Below are 15,676 nucleotides of genomic sequence, written 5' to 3' on the forward strand. Positions count from 1 at the left end.
GGCCACCACGCCCCAGACGGCCCCGCAGAGCCGCGCCCCTGTTGCTTGTCGTCATTCCGCGTCGACCGCCGTGCGGAACTGCTCCATGGTCATGGCCTCGTCCGGGCTCGGGAGGGTGACGTCCTTCTTCTTGGCGAAGTCGACGTACGTCGTGCTGCTGGTGCGCCCGTCCCGGACGGACTCCAGCTTCAGGAGCCTGGCGGGGTCCTTCGCGCTGACGAAGTAGGTGTCCGAGGTGGTCCCGGCCGCCGCCACGATCGCCCTCGCCTGGACGCCCATGACGTTCGTGTCCTTGTCGGGCGCGAAGGGGCCGGAAGGCGTCCGGGAGAAGTAGCCGTCGCACCCCGGCCTGCTCTCCGTGGTCATGTCGACGCCGGAGAGCCGGTCCGGGACGGTGATCTCGGTCCCGTTGGCCTTGAGGCTCGCGGCGAGCAGACCCGCGCTCATGTGCGTGACGCCGTCCTTGCAGTACATGTCGCCGCCGGCCGGGGCAGCTGTCGTGACGGGGACGGGTGAATCGTTCTCGGTTCCGGTCGGACCAGGCTCTCCGCGGGAGCCGGAGCGCAGCAGGGTCGCGTCGGGGAGGGTGGCGCTCGCGGACAACAGCATGATCCGCTTGCGGTGCGAGGAGAGTGAGGGCATGAGAATCCGTTTCTGCCCGGCGCGGGCGCGGAGCGTGATCAAGGGCGGGAAGTCGGGCTCGTGATCGCCTCGTCCGCATCGACGGCGTCGGCGCGGAGGCTGCACGCGTCCACGATGCGGGTGGTCATGACCGACCACCCTTTTTCAGCAGCGCGACTGTCTCCTGGTATTCGCGGTCCCAGCTCGCCTGGCACTTGGACACGACATCTTCAGGGAGCGCGGCCCCGCGGCCTTCAGCCCAGAGCCGGAGATACGCGGCGCTCTGTCCGCGAAGGGCGGTCAACACTGGCTCGGGGTCGTTCCGCAGACTCCTGCTCCAGGATTCCGTCAGGTACCCCACGGGATCGGTCTTGTAGACCGGTGCCTTACCCCTGGTCGTCTCTGCCAGAGCGCTCTTCACCTGGCTCGCCCACCCGATGCTGTCCTGCTTCGAAAGGTGCGGGACCACATCCGACGCGATGCCGTCGAGAGCCCCCAGCGCCAGGGCATCCCCCACCGGAGGGGTCGAGAGGTCGTACCCCGTGGCCCCGGCCGGAACGCCGGCAAGCTGCGCAGCCGCGTGCCGGCTCTCAGCACGTCTGATCGTTGCGTAGGCGGAGGGGTTGACAGAGACAGCACGCATGACCTGCACCAGCTCGTCATGGGGCACGGTCATATGGACGCCGAACCCGTCCCGCCATGGCTGCTTGTCGTTCAGATGCGTCACGTAATCCGCGTCGAGATCCTCGAGGATCTCGTGCGTGTCCGGGGTGTAGTCCGCCAGCAGCTGGGCCATCGGCAGCGCGAGGCTCCGATCGATCGACTGGTACCCGTAACGGTCGATCGTGTCGTACGTCGCCGACAGGATCTCCCGCATGGCCTGGGCCTGGCGAACGGTGTGCACCCCCGCTTTGTCGCCGAGGACGGCCGTCTTCATGCCGCGCCCCAGCTCGGCACAGGACAGGTCTGCTCTGTACGAGGCACCCAGCGCGCTGCGAATCCGCGCGTCCTTGCCGAGCACGGCGCAGTTATCACCCCCGTCGTCTCGCCCCATCCAGGCCCAGGCCCCGGCTACGACACCGACAAGCACGGCGGCGCCAGCGGCCAGCACACCGATCCGCTTACGACGAGGGGAGAGCGAGGGCATGAGGATCCTTCTCGGGTGCGCGCGTGGCTAGTTGCTGGTGTCCGTAAGGTAGCCTCTGGCATCTGTCAGCCCTCGGGTGTGACCGAGCAGCATCTCGTTCGTCAGGCCTTCCACCTGGTTCTTGCCGTGCGTGGTGTTGATGTCGAAACGATCGCGGCCCCACTCCTGGACCAGGATCCTCATCTCGGTGTTGGACTTGAGGAACTGGTCGTTGATGCCTTCGTTGGCTTTGGCGTCCGCGTGCGCCTTCATGTTGTTGTCCCAGTCCCAGGCCCATGTGTCGACGCCGCGCTGCAGGGCGTCGCCGACGGCGATCGTCGTGCCGCCGGCCGTGGTGACATACAGCGGCGTCAACGCTCCGCCGATGATGTGATAGGCGACCTTCGCCTTCCAGTCGGCCTTGGAGTACGCGTCCATCCGGCCGTCGTTCAGTACGTCCTCACGAATGGCAGTGAAGGTGCCGAGGGCCGCACCGGACTTGGCGAGAGGATTGCTCTGGTCGTAACCGGTGGCCCCCTTGGGGAGCTTGTCCAGCTCCGCATCGATGTAGCGGGACTCGGCCTTGTGCAGCGTCGCGTAGGCATCAGGGTCGTCGGACAGCCCCCGCATGACATGGACAAGGGTGTCCGGACGGGTGGACAGATGGGCGCGCCCGGGGTCCTTGGTGTCGGGGAAGTAGCCGTCCTTCATGTGCGTGGCGTCGTCCCCGTTCAGCCCGCCAAGGATCTCGTGGGTGTCCGGGGCGTACTCGCCGAGTGCCCAGGCTATGGGCTTCCGCAGATTGTCGGGCACCGAGGTGCTCGAGCCTTGGTCCAACTCGCCGAGGATACCGTTCATGACCCTCGTCTGGTCGGTCTCGTGCGTGTAGGTGGGCAGGGGTTCCTGGTTGCCCTGGAGCGGAAGATGCCCGGTCGCTGCGGCTTCGAGCGCCAAGCCCAACCCCGCCCGGTTCAAGGGGTCGTCAATGACCGAAAAGCCCGTGCGGTCGAGTACGTCCTTCGGCCAGTCCCGAGCATTGAGCAGGTAGTGCAGGTGATCATTGCCGACATGGTCGGCGCCGCTGCCGTTGCCGGCCGGATCGAAGAAATGGGTCGCGGCATCTGGGTTCCGGCTCATCACACCGAGAAGTCCGTCGAGGGCGTCGGCACGGATGCCGTCGTGGCCCGTTCCCCATTCGGTGAAGAAGCCCGGGTGATTCTTCTCGGCTGTGATCAGGTCGTCGGCCATCTGGTACAGGAACTGGTCGTCGTACTTGGTGTCGCTTTGCTGCATCATGCTGACGAACGACTGGTAACCATGCAGCGGATTCGAATTGGAGCCGTAGTTCTTGGTGCCGTACTTCTCCAGGCCCTGCATCCACTGGCGGTAGAACGCGCCATCGGCGCTGTCCAGCCACGCCTTGAACTTCGGTGATCCCGGCGGCATGTCGGCGACCGAGCCCGGCACCTGTGTGGCGCTGGCGACCGTATCGGCCAGCGCGCTCTGCAGGTCCATGTACACGTTCTCGTGGCTCTTGTCAGACGAGTAGGCGAGGTGGTTCAGCTCATTGGTGAACTTGATCGTGCTGTCCGGCCCCAGCCCGACCAGGAAGGTCTGGCTGAAGGCATTGTCCCCCTTGTTGTCCCGGAACGCGCGGCGCAGTTCGGCGAGGTCGGCGGCGGAGACCCTCTCGCCCTTGGCGACCCGCCGGGCGATGTCGTCCGCTTCCTGGGCCTCGTACTTCTCGATGTCGCCCTGCGCCTTGCCGTTGAAGCCGGGCGTCGTGCCGTCGCCCATGTCGGGGCCTTTCACGACGGCGGTGAAAGCTACCTCGACGCCCTTGTCGGCGTCGTCCACGTCCTTCACGCACTGGTCGATGCGAGCCTGCCAGGAGGCGACGGACTTACGGACGCTCTCCTGAGAGTCGGGGTCGTGCGCCAGCTCCTGCCGGTCCCCCGGGCTGAGCTTCTCGGTGTCGTACGAGACCACGCCCTGGTCCGACACCTTCATGCCCTTGGCAATGGCGTCGTCGCGGGCCGACTCCAGCTTCTTGCGGAGGTCCACGAACTGGGTGTGTGCATCGCGGAGGAGCGAGGCGATCGCCTTGGCCTCGGTCTGGGCGCTCTGGAACTCCGTGAGCCTGACGCCGAAGCGCGCGTTGGCGGCTTGCCGGCTCTCACCCGCGAACGTCGGGCGCAGGGTGATGCCGTGCACGTCCCGCCGGTACGCGGTCTCCTGCTTGTTGAGTTCCTTCGCCATGCCGTCCCAGCGTTCGGCGGCCGTGGTGAGCGTGGACAGGTCGGTCGTCAGGATCTCGTGGTAGGTCGGCATGGGTCCCCGTTGAAAGCAGTGAATTCGGCGGCGCGCGAGAGGGCTCGGCTGTCTGTCAGTGCTTCGGCGGCGGTGAGTACGTGTCCAGTACGGACACCTTGCGCGCCGTACTGGCCACTCCGGCGTCCGTTCCGGTCAACACGGTGTTGTTGTACCGGAGGGCCGATTCATCCCCCACCAGCCGGTTCAGAAAGTTCTGGACCTGTTCGCCCCAGGTCTTGTGAGCCTTGCTCACGGCGGTGGATGTGAGCCAGCCGTGCCCGTCCTTCGCATCGAACGCCTTCACTACGGCGCCCGTCTCGTCGTCCGCCCACTCCCCCGCCGTCTTGGTGTCCCGCTCAATGTGGTTTTGGAGGGCGTTCGCCGCAGCCTGCTTCTCGTCAGGAGAGTGCGCGAGATCGGACCCGCCGCCGCCCGGGATGTCCTGCAGGTGATTGAGCCGCATCCCCACCGGGTGTGCGGCATGACCATGCGCCATGTGCCGTTCCTCTGCCGACTCGGACATAAGCTCTCTCCCCGCACCGCCCGGCTGGCGTGTGCCTGCCAGGTTAGCAACTGCACTCTTGCCTCTCAGTAGCGACGCTTCCTTGTGGCAACAGCCACGACAACTCCGCCGACGAGTACCGCAGTTCCGATGCCCAGTGCGACCCACAGAGTGTCGCCACCGCCCTTGTCGGAGGAAGCTTCGGCTGCCGCTTTGCTGTTCTTCGCCTGCGAAGCGGGGTCCGAGGAACCGGCAGTGCCAGGAGAGGGCGACGCGGAGGAGGCGGCTGAGAAGTCCGGCAGCGGGTAGACATCGGCCGGCCCGGGATCACCGGGGTTCTGCAGGGCGATGCGCGGCCGGACGATGCCGTAGCCGATGGAGTCGTTGCGCTTGGCGCCGTCCGTGGGGGCGCCGGCGGTGTTGAGCATGACGCGGAGGACCTGGTTGTTGGTCCAGCTCGGGTGCTTGGACCAGATGAGGGCGGCGCTGGCGGAGGCGAGGGCGGTGGCGTCGCTGGTGCCGTGGGAGCGGCAGAGGTCCCTGCCGTTCGGGCAGGCGTGGTACATCTCGTCGCCGGGGGCGGCGATGTCGACCTGTGGGCCGTACTGGGATTCCTTGGTCTTGCGGAGGTCGCGGCCTACGGCGCCCACCCCCACCACCCCGGGAGTCCCTGCGGGGTATTGGACTTCCGAGGTGGCCTTGTTACCTGTTGCCGCGAAGATCAGTGTTCCCTTGTTCAGGGCGTACTTCACGGCGGCGGTGAATTCATCCGATCCCACGGACGCGCCCATGGAAATGTTGATGACCCGAGCGCCGGAGTCGACGGCGTACCGAATTCCCCGGCTCACTGCTTTGCTGAACTCAACGGAGTGGTCTGGTACGCGGACGGGCAGGATCTTGGCGCCCGGTGCGAGACCGAAGGTTCCGTTGCCGCCATTCGCCTTGCCGGTGCCCGCGATGAGAAGGCCCATCGTGGTCCCGTGGCCGAAATGGCTCGCCTGTTTGTCCGCTGGCGACCCCGGTGCCTCGTCCAGGCCGGGAAGCACCTGTCCCTCCAGATCAGGAATGTTGCCGTCAACGCCCGAGTCGATGACCGCGACTGTGACGCCCTTGCCCGTGCTCATCCGCCACATCTGGTCGGCCTTCATGGCCGTGAGGTACCACTGCTGTTCGCGGATGGTCTCCGCCTGGGCGGGTGCGGCGGTCAGGCCCACCAACAGCAAGCCCACGGCTCCGGAGACAACGCTCCCAAGACGGCCGTTCCTCAACCTGTCGGCAGGCATCCGCTTCCTCTTGGTTCTGGTTAGTTCGGAAGGTTCTCGTGATTCTGGGCTGCTCTGGCTGAGGACATCAGTCGGTGGCGCGGGGCGCTGATCGGGGGTCTTCCGGGCGCCCGTTCTTCCGACGCTCGGCGCGCTTGCGGGTCAGTTTGCCGGTCGAACGCGCCTGCTGCTGTGGGCGACCTCCCACGATGCCCTTCTCGGCAGGCGGAAACCCACCTAGTCGCTCGGCCGGGACTGGCCTCTGGGCGGGGTTCGCCGCTCTGGGAGCAGCGCCCATGGTCCGACCGGCAGACCCACGCCCGGTCGTGCCGGACACGGGCGTCTCGCCGCCCACGACCGTACCCTGTGGCAGCCTGCCGGCCGGCTGGCCCGTGGTGGATGCGGCCGGGCGACCACCGACGATGCCCTTGCTGACTGGCGCACGACCGGGTGTGTCACCGGCGACCGCTCGCCCCGGCATCGCAGTCGCACGGCCGCCCGTCACCGGCTGCGCCGGGCCCACAGGGCCCCTGGGCGTGGTCGTACCGCCAGTGGCTGGTCCACGTGTCGGTGTTGGTTCCGAGATCTCCTGTTGTGGCACGGGCATCGGACGGCCGCCCGTCACCGTACGCCCCGTGCCTCCAGGGCTCACTGGGAGGCCGAGGCCGCGGCCTGAGGGCAGCGGAAGAGGGCCCACAGGCGGCGGCGTTCCGCCTCCAGCCCGGCTCCCTGTCGGCACGTCGACCGGGCCCGGAGCCGTATGTGTGGTGTGCGTGGTCGGTGCCGGTGGCGAAATCGTCGTTTCGTCGATTTTCGTGCCTACGTGGGCTGGGGCCTCAGGCAACGGCTGGTGGGCCGTCGCACCGGCATGGTTTCGCACCTCGGAAACACCGGCTGTGGCAGCTCCGTTGTCCCGCGCCGCTTCGCGCACCGTCCGGTGTGTTCCCGTCGTGACCGTCGGCCCGGCCTGTCCCCCAGATGTGGACGTCCCGGCGCCGCTTCCACCGCTTCCCACAACTTCGTTTTCGTTCCAGTCCTGCCCACCATCCGGCTGAAGCGCCTCCGGCGGCGGCGGAAACTTGGGCCTCTCCAGCGCATCCATCTGCGTGCCCGCATGCGAGTACGTCTGGGCCAGCTTCCGCATCTCCGCCGCGGCCTGCAGACGCTCCCTCTCCTTATACACCGCCAATGCCTGCAGCTCGGCCTTGGACTTGGCGCTGACGTTGGCGGCATCGGGGTCGTTGTGCGCGGTCGTCGCCGCGTCCAGGTTCGTCTGTGCGCTGTGGGTGTCGCGGGGGATCGACACCTGCGCGTTCCCGATCGCCGCGGATGCCTCCCGCAGCCACTTCGCCGCGCCGTCGCTGAAGTCGCCCAGACGGAGGGTGGAGTTGGCCAAGTCTCCCGCCCATGTGCGGAAGGCGTCCGCGCCCTCGCCCTTCCACTGCACCCACTGCGGGCGGACCTTGAGTTCGTCGGCGATCTTGTGGATCTCTCTGGCCGCTGCGGCTAGCCGGTCGGCCGCGGACTCCACCGTGCCGGGGTCCGCCTGGTCCAGCCAGGCGAGCATCTGCTCGTGGCTCATGTCCTCGAAAGGGGTGCCCTCACCGCGCCGCATCAGATGGTGCCTCCCGCGTCGCCACCGCCGCTGCTTGGCTTGGTTTCGCCGCCACCGCCATGGCCGCTCGTGTGCGTCTTCTGCGGGGCGGAGGGGTCGTAGCTCCCGCCGTAGTGTTGCGTCGTCTCCGTGCTGATCGCGGCCATGCGGTCACGGATGCCCAGGTCGATGTTCTGGTAGCCCTTGTGCGAGGCCTGGACCGCGATGTTCATGCCCTCCATCGAGTCGGAGAGCAGTTTCGACAGGGTCTCCAGGTCCTTGATGACGGTCTCGTACTTGGTGAACAGGCCGGTCGCCTCTGCCCACCCCGCGCCCCCGCCGCCGAACTGGTGGCGTGCGAGTTGTTCCTGCCCGACCTTGCCCGGTCCCGCCGCCGAACCCTTCAAATCGCGAATCAGCTCGTCGACCCGCTTCTGGAAGTTCGTGAACGACGACAGCTCTGTGGCCAGGTCGGCGGCGGCACCGGCGGCGTCCCTCGCCTCATCGAACATGCGGGACATCCACGATCGCGGTTGCCCGCCCGCCCTGTCGTCACCCGGCAGCACAGCGCCCTCCCCGTGTGGTCAAAAGGCCAAGACCTCACCAACAACCCTAGCTACGACCAGTGACAGTCCCGACTCGTCTCGTGCCGCGAACGATCGGAACCGGCCGTGTCCTAGTCAACTCTGAGGGCTGGGGATGCGCATGAGCACCCGTACTCAGACGAGAGGGCTCTCTGAGGCGTACGTGACGAAGGCAGTCCAGGCAGTTGAGACGACGGTGAGGCGGGGGCCTTCGGTGTTCTTGGAGTCGCGGATGTGGATGGTGGTGGGGGTGGGGGCGACTTCGACGCAGTCGCCGGGTTCTGCGCTGCTGCTGTAGCTGCTCTTGAACCAGTGGAGCGCGACCTCGACACAGTCGCCGGGTTCGTTGCTGCTGCTGTAGCTAGTCTTGAACCAGTGGAGTTCCGTGGTGCTCATAGTCTCCCCAGCGCTTGCTCGATGAAGGCTTGCGACTCCCTCGGCGTGAGAGCCTGCGCCCGGATCATGCCATAGCGAAGTTCAAGGATCCGTAGATCCTTGGGGGTTGAGACCGGGCGGCCGTTGAACGCACCGTCGGAACGTCCGATCGCCGTGCCGTCGGCGAACTTCAGTACCTCGACCAGGCCCGACGCCGCTCCAGCGTTCTCCTCCCGGTCGGTCGGCATGACCTGGAGCGTTACGTTCCTCAACTGGGTCACCTCCAAGAGGTGTTCGAGCTGTCGGCGCAGGACCATCTTCCCACCGTAGGGACGTTCGAGCGTTACCTGTTCCTGGACGAAACTGAGCGTCGGGGCGGGCTCCCGCCGCTCGAAGACGGCCTTGCGAGCCATGCGCGCGGCGGTTTCCCGCTCCACAACGTCTTCGTCGAGTGCGGGCTGCCTCATCTCGTACATCGCTCGCGCGTACTCAGGCGTCTGCAAGAGGCCATGAATGTTGTGGTTGCTGTACAGCAGCATCTCCACCGCCCGCCCCTCCAGTTCCGCCAGCTCCCGCACCTTCTTCGGATACCGGGCCCTCTTCATGTCCTCCATGAAGGCCCTCAGATGCCCCTGCGCCTTCAGGAGCTGGTCCGCCCTGTCCAGGAACTCCGGCCGGGGGATACGGGCGCCCCGCTCGATCTTGCGGATCATGTCCTCGCCGTACCCCATGGCCTCGGCCAGCTCGGACACCGTCAGCCCGGCCGCCTCCCTGCACACCCTGAGCAGCCGCCCCACCGCCTGCACCACCGGCTCGATCTCATCCCCCGGCTCGACGTCCCAACCGGCCTCGTCCACGCCCTCGCCCATGGCTCCTCCTCAGCCGCGCACTCGTACCCGTACAACGCCCGAGACAGCCGAGACAGCCGAGACAAAGCGGGGACAGTCACCGTACGTGCAGGCGTACTCACTCCCTTCACGGAAGCAGGTTCCGCCACGCTCAGTGACATGAATCAAGAAGTGGCTGCCCCTGAAAACCAACTCAGCGGCAGCATCCCCAACTTCAGCGTCCGCCTGTCCCCCACGCCACGCGGCGCCCGTCTCGCCCGGCTGCTCACCGAGCAGCAACTCCGGGCGTGGGGGCTGCCGTTGGAGAGGGGGACACAGATCGTCGCCGAGTTGGCCGCCAACGCGGCCACCCACGGACGCGTCCCGGGCCGTGACTTCCAGTTGTTGCTCTACGTCGTCGGCGGCACGCTCCGTATCGAGGTCACCGACACGCGGGGTGACCGCCTTCCCCGGCTCCAACTCCCGCCCACAGCAGGTGAATCAGGTCGCGGACTCGTCCTCGTCGAAGCCCTCGCCGACCGCTGGGGCGTCGCCCAGGGGCGGCACCCGCGCAAGACCGTCTGGGCCGAGGTCTCCTTCCCCGCACCGGAACCCGGCGGACCGTGCTCCGGTGCAACGGGCGGTCTTTCCCAAGGAAGAAAACCAAGGTGAAAGGACCCCCACCAAGCCCCACCCCTCCCGCCCACGCCGCAAACTCACCCACGAGGGTGAACATCGCCAACTCGGCTGGATTTCGGGCGGGTTGCCTGCCTTACGCTCGGCACGACATAACCGCAGACATGCGACGGCCCTCGCCGGGACTGGCATCCCAGTGCGAGGGCCTGACCACCGAGGAAGGCCAAAACTTCCCGATGGACGTTGAAAACCCTAGCGTGCCCCCGCACGCCCAGTCCCGCGTTGCCGCCAACAAGCACCCGAACCGGCGCCCCCAATCCGCGCACTCCGGGCACATCGGCGGACTCATCCACGACCACACCCGCCACACCACCCGCTTCACGGTGATCGGCAACCACCTCACCCAGCACCCGGACCTCTCCCTCGTCGCCATCGGGCTCGCCGCACACATCCAGTCGCTGCCCAAGGGTGCCCAGATCGACATCAAGACCCTCGCCGCCCGCTTCCCCGAGGGAGCCACCCGTATCGCCGCCGCCCTGCGCGAGCTGGAGACGCACGGCTACCTGCGCCGCGAACGGGCCCGCGTAGCCGGCGGCCGTATCGTCACCCGCACGGTCTCCTGCAACCAACCCGGTGCCCGGAGGGGCGCTGACGAGCCCGGGGTCGCGCCCCGCAAGAAGCAGGAACGCCGCAAGGTGTTACCGCCGGTACCGCACCCGGCCTACCCCTCCCCCGCGCTCCTCCAGATGGCCACGGACCTGCTTGCGGGCCTGCGCCGCCGGGACCCACGCCTGCTCCTCTCCGAGTGCGACACCGCGCACCTGGCCCCCGGCGTGGCCTCCTGGCTGGAGCGGGACCTCACCCCCACCGCCGTACGCCACGCCCTGACCACAGGCCTGCCGGACGAACCCCTGTGCCGCCCGGCCGCCTTCCTGGCCCACCGCCTGGGCGCCCACTTGCCACCACCGCCCCCGTTCCGGGCACCGGTCACACCGCCGGCCGTTCGGTACCCGCTCCAGAACTGCGATGGCTGCGACCACGCCTTCCGCGCCCCGGAGCCCGGCCTGTGCGGCGCCTGCCGCACGCTACGGGAAGCCTCCACCGCAGATGCCTGAAGGAGCCGCCCCGATCTCCATGCTCCACCTGCGACCGCCGCGCAACCGCTCTCACCCCTTCGGGTGAATCTCACCAACCTGCTTGTTTCTGCGACGAGTTACGACTCTATGTTCATCCACAAGGCACATCGATGGCATGTGCCAGAGGCAATACCCTTCCCATGTCGGCTCACCCCCACAGGAACCCCTATGGTCAGTTCGCCCCACGAGGCGATGCACCGCATCTTCCAGGAGTACCCGACCCTCTTCTCCGGGGTCGCCGAGGTGCTGGGTGTCGGCTTCCCTCCGCCCACCACGGTCACCGTCCTGCCCAACGACCTCACCGAGACCAGCCCGGTCGAACGCCGCGTCGACACCCTGTTACGGCTGGAGACGGAGAACGACGGCCCGTTCCTCCTCGCCATCGAAGCCCAGGGCAAGAAGGACCCCAACAAGCCCGCCAGCTGGGCGTACTACGCCTCGTACCTGCTCACGAAGTACCGACTACAACCCATGCTGCTGGTCGTCTGCCAGGACCGCGCCACCGCCGAATGGGCTGCACAACAAGTCAGCTTCGGCCCCCGCCAATGGCCCCTGCTCACTCTGCGCCCACTGGTCGCCGGACCACACAACATGCCGGTGATCACCAACCCGGCACAGGTCCGCAAGGACCTCGCCCTCGCCACGCTCGCGGCGATCACACACGCCACGCACCCGAACGCCGGGGCCATACTCAAATCAGTGACAACCGTTCTGCGGGACACACCGCAAAGCATCGCCAACCCGATCATCGAACTCATCGCACAAGGCCTGGGCAAGCACCCAGCCGCAGAACTCTGGAGGAAACTGGTGGCCGTGGACCTCTCTTTCTACAAGTCGCCCCTCTCCGAAGAGATCCGGGAGGAAGGCCGAGTCAAGGGCCGTGCCGAAGGCCGTGCCGAAGGCCGTGCCGAAGGTGAGACACGACGCGCAGCCGAGGACGTCCTGGAAGTCCTGGCAGTACGAGGCATCGACGTCCCGGAAGAGGCCCGTGAGCGCATCACCGGCTGCGGCGACCCCGAGACCCTGCGCCGCTGGCACCGGCGCGCCGTCACCACCTCGACGGCCGAAGAGATCTTCGAAGACGAGTAGCCACCGACGGACGGATCAGCACAGGCCACGAACACCGAAGAGGCCCGTACGACCGAAGTCGTACGGGCCTCCCCTTAGGTCAGTCAGTGACCCTCAAGCAAGCGGAACTTACTTGGTGATCTTGGTGACCTGGCCGGCGCCCACGGTGCGGCCACCCTCACGGATGGCGAACTTCAGGCCCTCTTCCATGGCGATGGGCTGGATGAGCTGCACCGACATCTCGGTGTTGTCACCCGGCATGACCATCTCGGTGCCCTCGGGGAGGGTCACAACGCCCGTCACGTCCGTCGTACGGAAGTAGAACTGCGGACGGTAGTTGTTGAAGAACGGCGTGTGGCGGCCACCCTCGTCCTTGGACAGGATGTAGGCCTGGGCCTCGAACTCCGTGTGCGGGGTGACCGAGCCCGGCTTGATGATGACCTGGCCGCGCTCGACGTCCTCGCGCTTGATGCCACGGAGCAGCAGACCGACGTTCTCACCGGCCTGGCCCTCGTCGAGCAGCTTGCGGAACATCTCGATGCCGGTGACCGTGGTGGTGGTCTTCTCGGTCTTGATGCCGATGATGTCGACGGTCTCGTTGACCTTGAGGACACCACGCTCGATACGACCGGTGACGACGGTGCCACGACCGGTGATCGTGAAGACGTCCTCGATCGGCATCAGGAACGGCTTGTCGACGTCGCGCTCGGGCTGCGGGATCGACTCGTCGACGGCCTTCATCAGGTCGAGGACGGACTGGGCCCACTCCGGGTCGCCCTCAAGAGCCTTGAGCGCGGAGACCTTGACGACCGGAACGTCGTCGCCCGGGAACTCGTACTCGGAGAGGAGCTCACGGACCTCGAGCTCGACGAGCTCCAGGATCTCCTCGTCGTCCACCATGTCGGCCTTGTTCAGGGCGACGACGATGTACGGAACGCCGACCTGGCGGGCCAGGAGCACGTGCTCCTTGGTCTGCGGCATCGGGCCGTCGGTGGCGGCCACGACCAGGATCGCGCCGTCCATCTGGGCGGCACCGGTGATCATGTTCTTGATGTAGTCCGCGTGACCCGGGCAGTCGACGTGGGCGTAGTGACGCGCATCGGTCTGGTACTCGACGTGCGCGATGGAGATGGTGATACCGCGCTGGCGCTCCTCGGGCGCCTTGTCGATGTTGTCGAACGCGGTGGCCTCGTTCAGGTCCGGGTACGCGTCGTGCAGCACCTTGGTAATGGCGGCCGTGAGGGTCGTCTTACCGTGGTCGATGTGACCGATGGTGCCGATGTTGACGTGCGGCTTAGTCCGCTCGAACTTCGCCTTCGCCACTGGGGTCCTCCTGTGGAGTGGTTCTGTACGCCTTGGTTCGTCGGCGCCAGGTGATCTTTGCTGTTAAGTCCCGGGCCCCGGGTCATTCAGCCACAAACGCGGATGAATGACCCGTGAGGCTCCGGAGTCAAGCCTAAAGCGTGTGAACGCGGTGCGTTACTCGCCCTTGGCCTTCGCGATGATCTCCTCGGCGACGTTCCGCGGAACCTCGGCGTAGGAGTCGAACTGCATCGAGTAGCTTGCGCGACCCGACGTCTTGCTGCGGAGGTCGCCGACGTAGCCGAACATCTCCGACAGGGGCACGAGGCCCTTCACGACGCGGGCACCAGCCCGCTCCTCCATGGCCTGGATCTGGCCACGGCGGGAGTTGATGTCGCCGATGACCTCGCCCATGTAGTCCTCGGGCGTGGTGACCTCGACGGCCATCATCGGCTCGAGCAGCACGGGCGAAGCCTTGCGCGCGGCCTCCTTGAAGGCCTGCGAACCGGCGATCTTGAACGCGAGCTCGGAGGAGTCCACCTCGTGGTAGCCACCGTCGATCAGGATGACGCGCACGCCGGTCATCTCGTAACCGGCGAGGATGCCGAACTGCATGGCCTCCTGCGCACCGGCGTCCACCGAAGGGATGTACTCCTTCGGGATACGGCCACCGGTCACCTTGTTCACGAACTCGTACGAGGCGTCGCCGCCCTCGATGGGCTCGATCGCGATCTGCACCTTGGCGAACTGACCGGTACCACCGGTCTGCTTCTTGTGGGTGTAGTCGACGCGCTCGACTGCCTTGCGGATCGTCTCACGGTACGCGACCTGCGGCTTGCCGACGTTGGCCTCGACCTTGAACTCACGGCGCATACGGTCGACCAGCACCTCGAGGTGCAGCTCGCCCATACCACCGATGATGGTCTGGCCGGTCTCCTCGTCCGAGTGGACCTGGAAGGACGGGTCCTCCTCGGCCAGGCGCTGGATCGCGACGCCCAGCTTCTCCTGGTCACCCTTCGACTTGGGCTCGATGGCGACCTGGATGACCGGCGCCGGGAAGTCCATGGACTCCAGGATGACCGGGTTCTTGTCGTCGGACAGCGTCTCACCGGTGGTGGTCTGCTTCAGGCCCATGACGGCGACGATGTCGCCGGCGCCCACCGACTCGATCTCCTCACGCTTGTTGGCGTGCATGCGGTAGATCTTGCCGATGCGCTCCTTCTTGCCCTTGACGGAGTTCAGCACCGAAGAGCCGGACTCCAGGCGGCCCGAGTAGACCCGGACGAAGGTGAGCTTGCCGAGGTGCGGGTCGCTCATGATCTTGAACGCCAGCGCCGAGAGGGGCTCCTCGTCGGACGGCTTGCGCTTGACGACGACCTCGGCGTCCTTGACGTCGTGGCCCTCGATGGCCTCGATGTCGACCGGGGACGGCAGGTAGCGCACGACCGCGTCGAGCAGGGGCTGGACGCCCTTGTTCTTGAACGCGGTGCCGCAGAACACCGGGGTGACCGTGGTGTCCTTGGACTTGCCGGACGCGATGGTGATGCGACGGATCGCGGCGTACAGCTGCTCCACGGACGGCTCCTGGCCCTCCAGGTACAGCTCCATGATCTCTTCGTCGTTCTCGGCCACCGTCTCGATGAGCTTGCCGCGGTACTCCTCGGCAGCCTCGGTGTGGGTGTCCGGGATGTCGACGACGTCGTACATCTCGCCCTTGGTGGCCTCGGCGGACCAGACCAGGGCCTTCATCGTCACGAGGTCGACGACGCCCTTGAAGTCGGCCTCGGCACCGATCGGGAGCTGCATGACGATCGGCTGAGCGCCCAGGCGGTCAGAGATCATGTCGACGCAGCGGTGGAACTCGGCACCGGTCCGGTCGAGCTTGTTGACGAAGCAGATACGCGGAACGCCGTAGCGGTCCGCCTGACGCCACACCGTCTCGGACTGGGGCTCAACGCCGGCGACGCCGTCGAACACCGTCACGGCACCGTCGAGCACGCGCAGGGAACGCTCCACCTCGACGGTGAAGTCGACGTGGCCCGGCGTGTCGATGATGTTGATGGTGTGGTCGACGTCTTCCAGCGGCCAGTGGCAGGTGGTGGCAGCAGAGGTGATCGTGATGCCACGCTCCTGCTCCTGCTCCATCCAGTCCATGGTGGCAGCGCCGTCGTGGACCTCACCGATCTTGTACGACACACCGGTGTAGAACAGGATCCGCTCGGTGGTGGTCGTCTTGCCCGCGTCGATGTGGGCCATGATCCCGATGTTGCGGACCTTGGCCAGGTCAAGTGAAGTGGTAGCCATAAGGCTTCAGTCTTCTCTCGGTCTCG

At 66.8% G+C, this 15,676-nt stretch carries 14 protein-coding genes; 3 read left to right on the top strand and 11 right to left on the bottom strand.

All coding sequences use genetic code 11. The annotated features are described in order from the left end of the window. Positions 1-51: 51 nt before the first annotated feature. The 9 genes from AB0L75_RS21765 to AB0L75_RS21805 all read right to left on the bottom strand — a co-directional run bounded on the left by AB0L75_RS21765 (position 52) and on the right by AB0L75_RS21805 (position 9,246). On the bottom strand, positions 52-642 hold the full coding sequence (locus AB0L75_RS21765) for a hypothetical protein (RefSeq protein ID WP_365183172.1): 591 nt from the start codon (positions 640-642) through the stop codon (positions 52-54). Between the two features lie 124 nt (positions 643-766). Beyond that, the gene (locus AB0L75_RS21770; RefSeq protein ID WP_365183174.1) at positions 767-1,768 is read right to left on the bottom strand and encodes a hypothetical protein; all 1,002 of its coding nucleotides are present in this window, start codon (positions 1,766-1,768) and stop codon (positions 767-769) included. Positions 1,769-1,795: 27 nt separating this feature from the next. Further along, positions 1,796-4,078 (bottom strand): DUF6571 family protein, encoded by a 2,283-nt coding sequence (locus AB0L75_RS21775; RefSeq protein WP_365183177.1) that lies wholly within the window; start codon positions 4,076-4,078, stop codon positions 1,796-1,798. Between the two features lie 55 nt (positions 4,079-4,133). Beyond that, positions 4,134-4,523 carry a hypothetical protein gene (locus tag AB0L75_RS21780; protein ID WP_365183714.1) on the bottom strand — a complete coding sequence of 130 codons (390 nt, stop codon included), beginning with the start codon at positions 4,521-4,523 and terminating at the stop codon, positions 4,134-4,136. A 125-nt stretch (positions 4,524-4,648) separates the two neighbouring features. Then, positions 4,649-5,791 (bottom strand): type VII secretion-associated serine protease mycosin, encoded by a 1,143-nt coding sequence (mycP, locus tag AB0L75_RS21785; RefSeq protein WP_365183180.1) that lies wholly within the window; start codon positions 5,789-5,791, stop codon positions 4,649-4,651. A gap of 121 nt (positions 5,792-5,912) precedes the next feature. Further along, the gene (locus tag AB0L75_RS21790) at positions 5,913-7,406 is read right to left on the bottom strand and encodes a translation initiation factor IF-2 (protein ID WP_365183182.1); all 1,494 of its coding nucleotides are present in this window, start codon (positions 7,404-7,406) and stop codon (positions 5,913-5,915) included. Between the two features lie 32 nt (positions 7,407-7,438). Continuing rightward, positions 7,439-7,930, bottom strand: a complete 492-nt coding sequence (locus tag AB0L75_RS21795) for a hypothetical protein (protein ID WP_365183185.1) — start codon at positions 7,928-7,930, stop codon at positions 7,439-7,441. 207 nt (positions 7,931-8,137) lie between these two features. After that, positions 8,138-8,398, bottom strand: a complete 261-nt coding sequence (locus tag AB0L75_RS21800) for a DUF397 domain-containing protein (protein WP_365183188.1) — start codon at positions 8,396-8,398, stop codon at positions 8,138-8,140. Next, entirely contained in the window at positions 8,395-9,246 is an 852-nt protein-coding gene (locus tag AB0L75_RS21805; RefSeq protein WP_365183191.1) for a helix-turn-helix transcriptional regulator, read from the bottom strand. Before AB0L75_RS21805 ends, AB0L75_RS21800 begins: the two co-directional genes overlap by 4 nt. 138 nt (positions 9,247-9,384) lie before the next feature. Between AB0L75_RS21805 and AB0L75_RS21810 the strand changes: the two genes are divergently transcribed. The 3 genes from AB0L75_RS21810 (at position 9,385) to AB0L75_RS21820 (ending at position 12,065) form a co-directional block, all read left to right on the top strand. Beyond that, on the top strand, positions 9,385-9,876 hold the full coding sequence (locus AB0L75_RS21810; protein ID WP_365183193.1) for an ATP-binding protein: 492 nt from the start codon (positions 9,385-9,387) through the stop codon (positions 9,874-9,876). A gap of 200 nt (positions 9,877-10,076) precedes the next feature. Continuing rightward, entirely contained in the window at positions 10,077-10,955 is an 879-nt protein-coding gene (locus AB0L75_RS21815) for a helix-turn-helix domain-containing protein (RefSeq protein ID WP_365183196.1), read from the top strand. A 189-nt stretch (positions 10,956-11,144) separates the two neighbouring features. After that, on the top strand, positions 11,145-12,065 hold the full coding sequence (locus AB0L75_RS21820; RefSeq protein ID WP_365183199.1) for a hypothetical protein: 921 nt from the start codon (positions 11,145-11,147) through the stop codon (positions 12,063-12,065). A 108-nt stretch (positions 12,066-12,173) separates the two neighbouring features. On the opposite strand, the gene tuf is transcribed toward AB0L75_RS21820, so the two are convergent. Further along, on the bottom strand, positions 12,174-13,367 hold the full coding sequence (gene tuf / locus AB0L75_RS21825) for an elongation factor Tu (RefSeq protein ID WP_365183202.1): 1,194 nt from the start codon (positions 13,365-13,367) through the stop codon (positions 12,174-12,176). Positions 13,368-13,523: 156 nt separating this feature from the next. After that, positions 13,524-15,650 (bottom strand): elongation factor G, encoded by a 2,127-nt coding sequence (gene fusA, locus AB0L75_RS21830; protein WP_365183205.1) that lies wholly within the window; start codon positions 15,648-15,650, stop codon positions 13,524-13,526. Between the last annotated feature and the right edge of the window lie 26 nt (positions 15,651-15,676).

Origin of the sequence: Streptomyces sp. NPDC052101, assembly GCF_040680235.1 — a bacterium.
GTDB lineage: Bacteria > Actinomycetota > Actinomycetes > Streptomycetales > Streptomycetaceae > Streptomyces.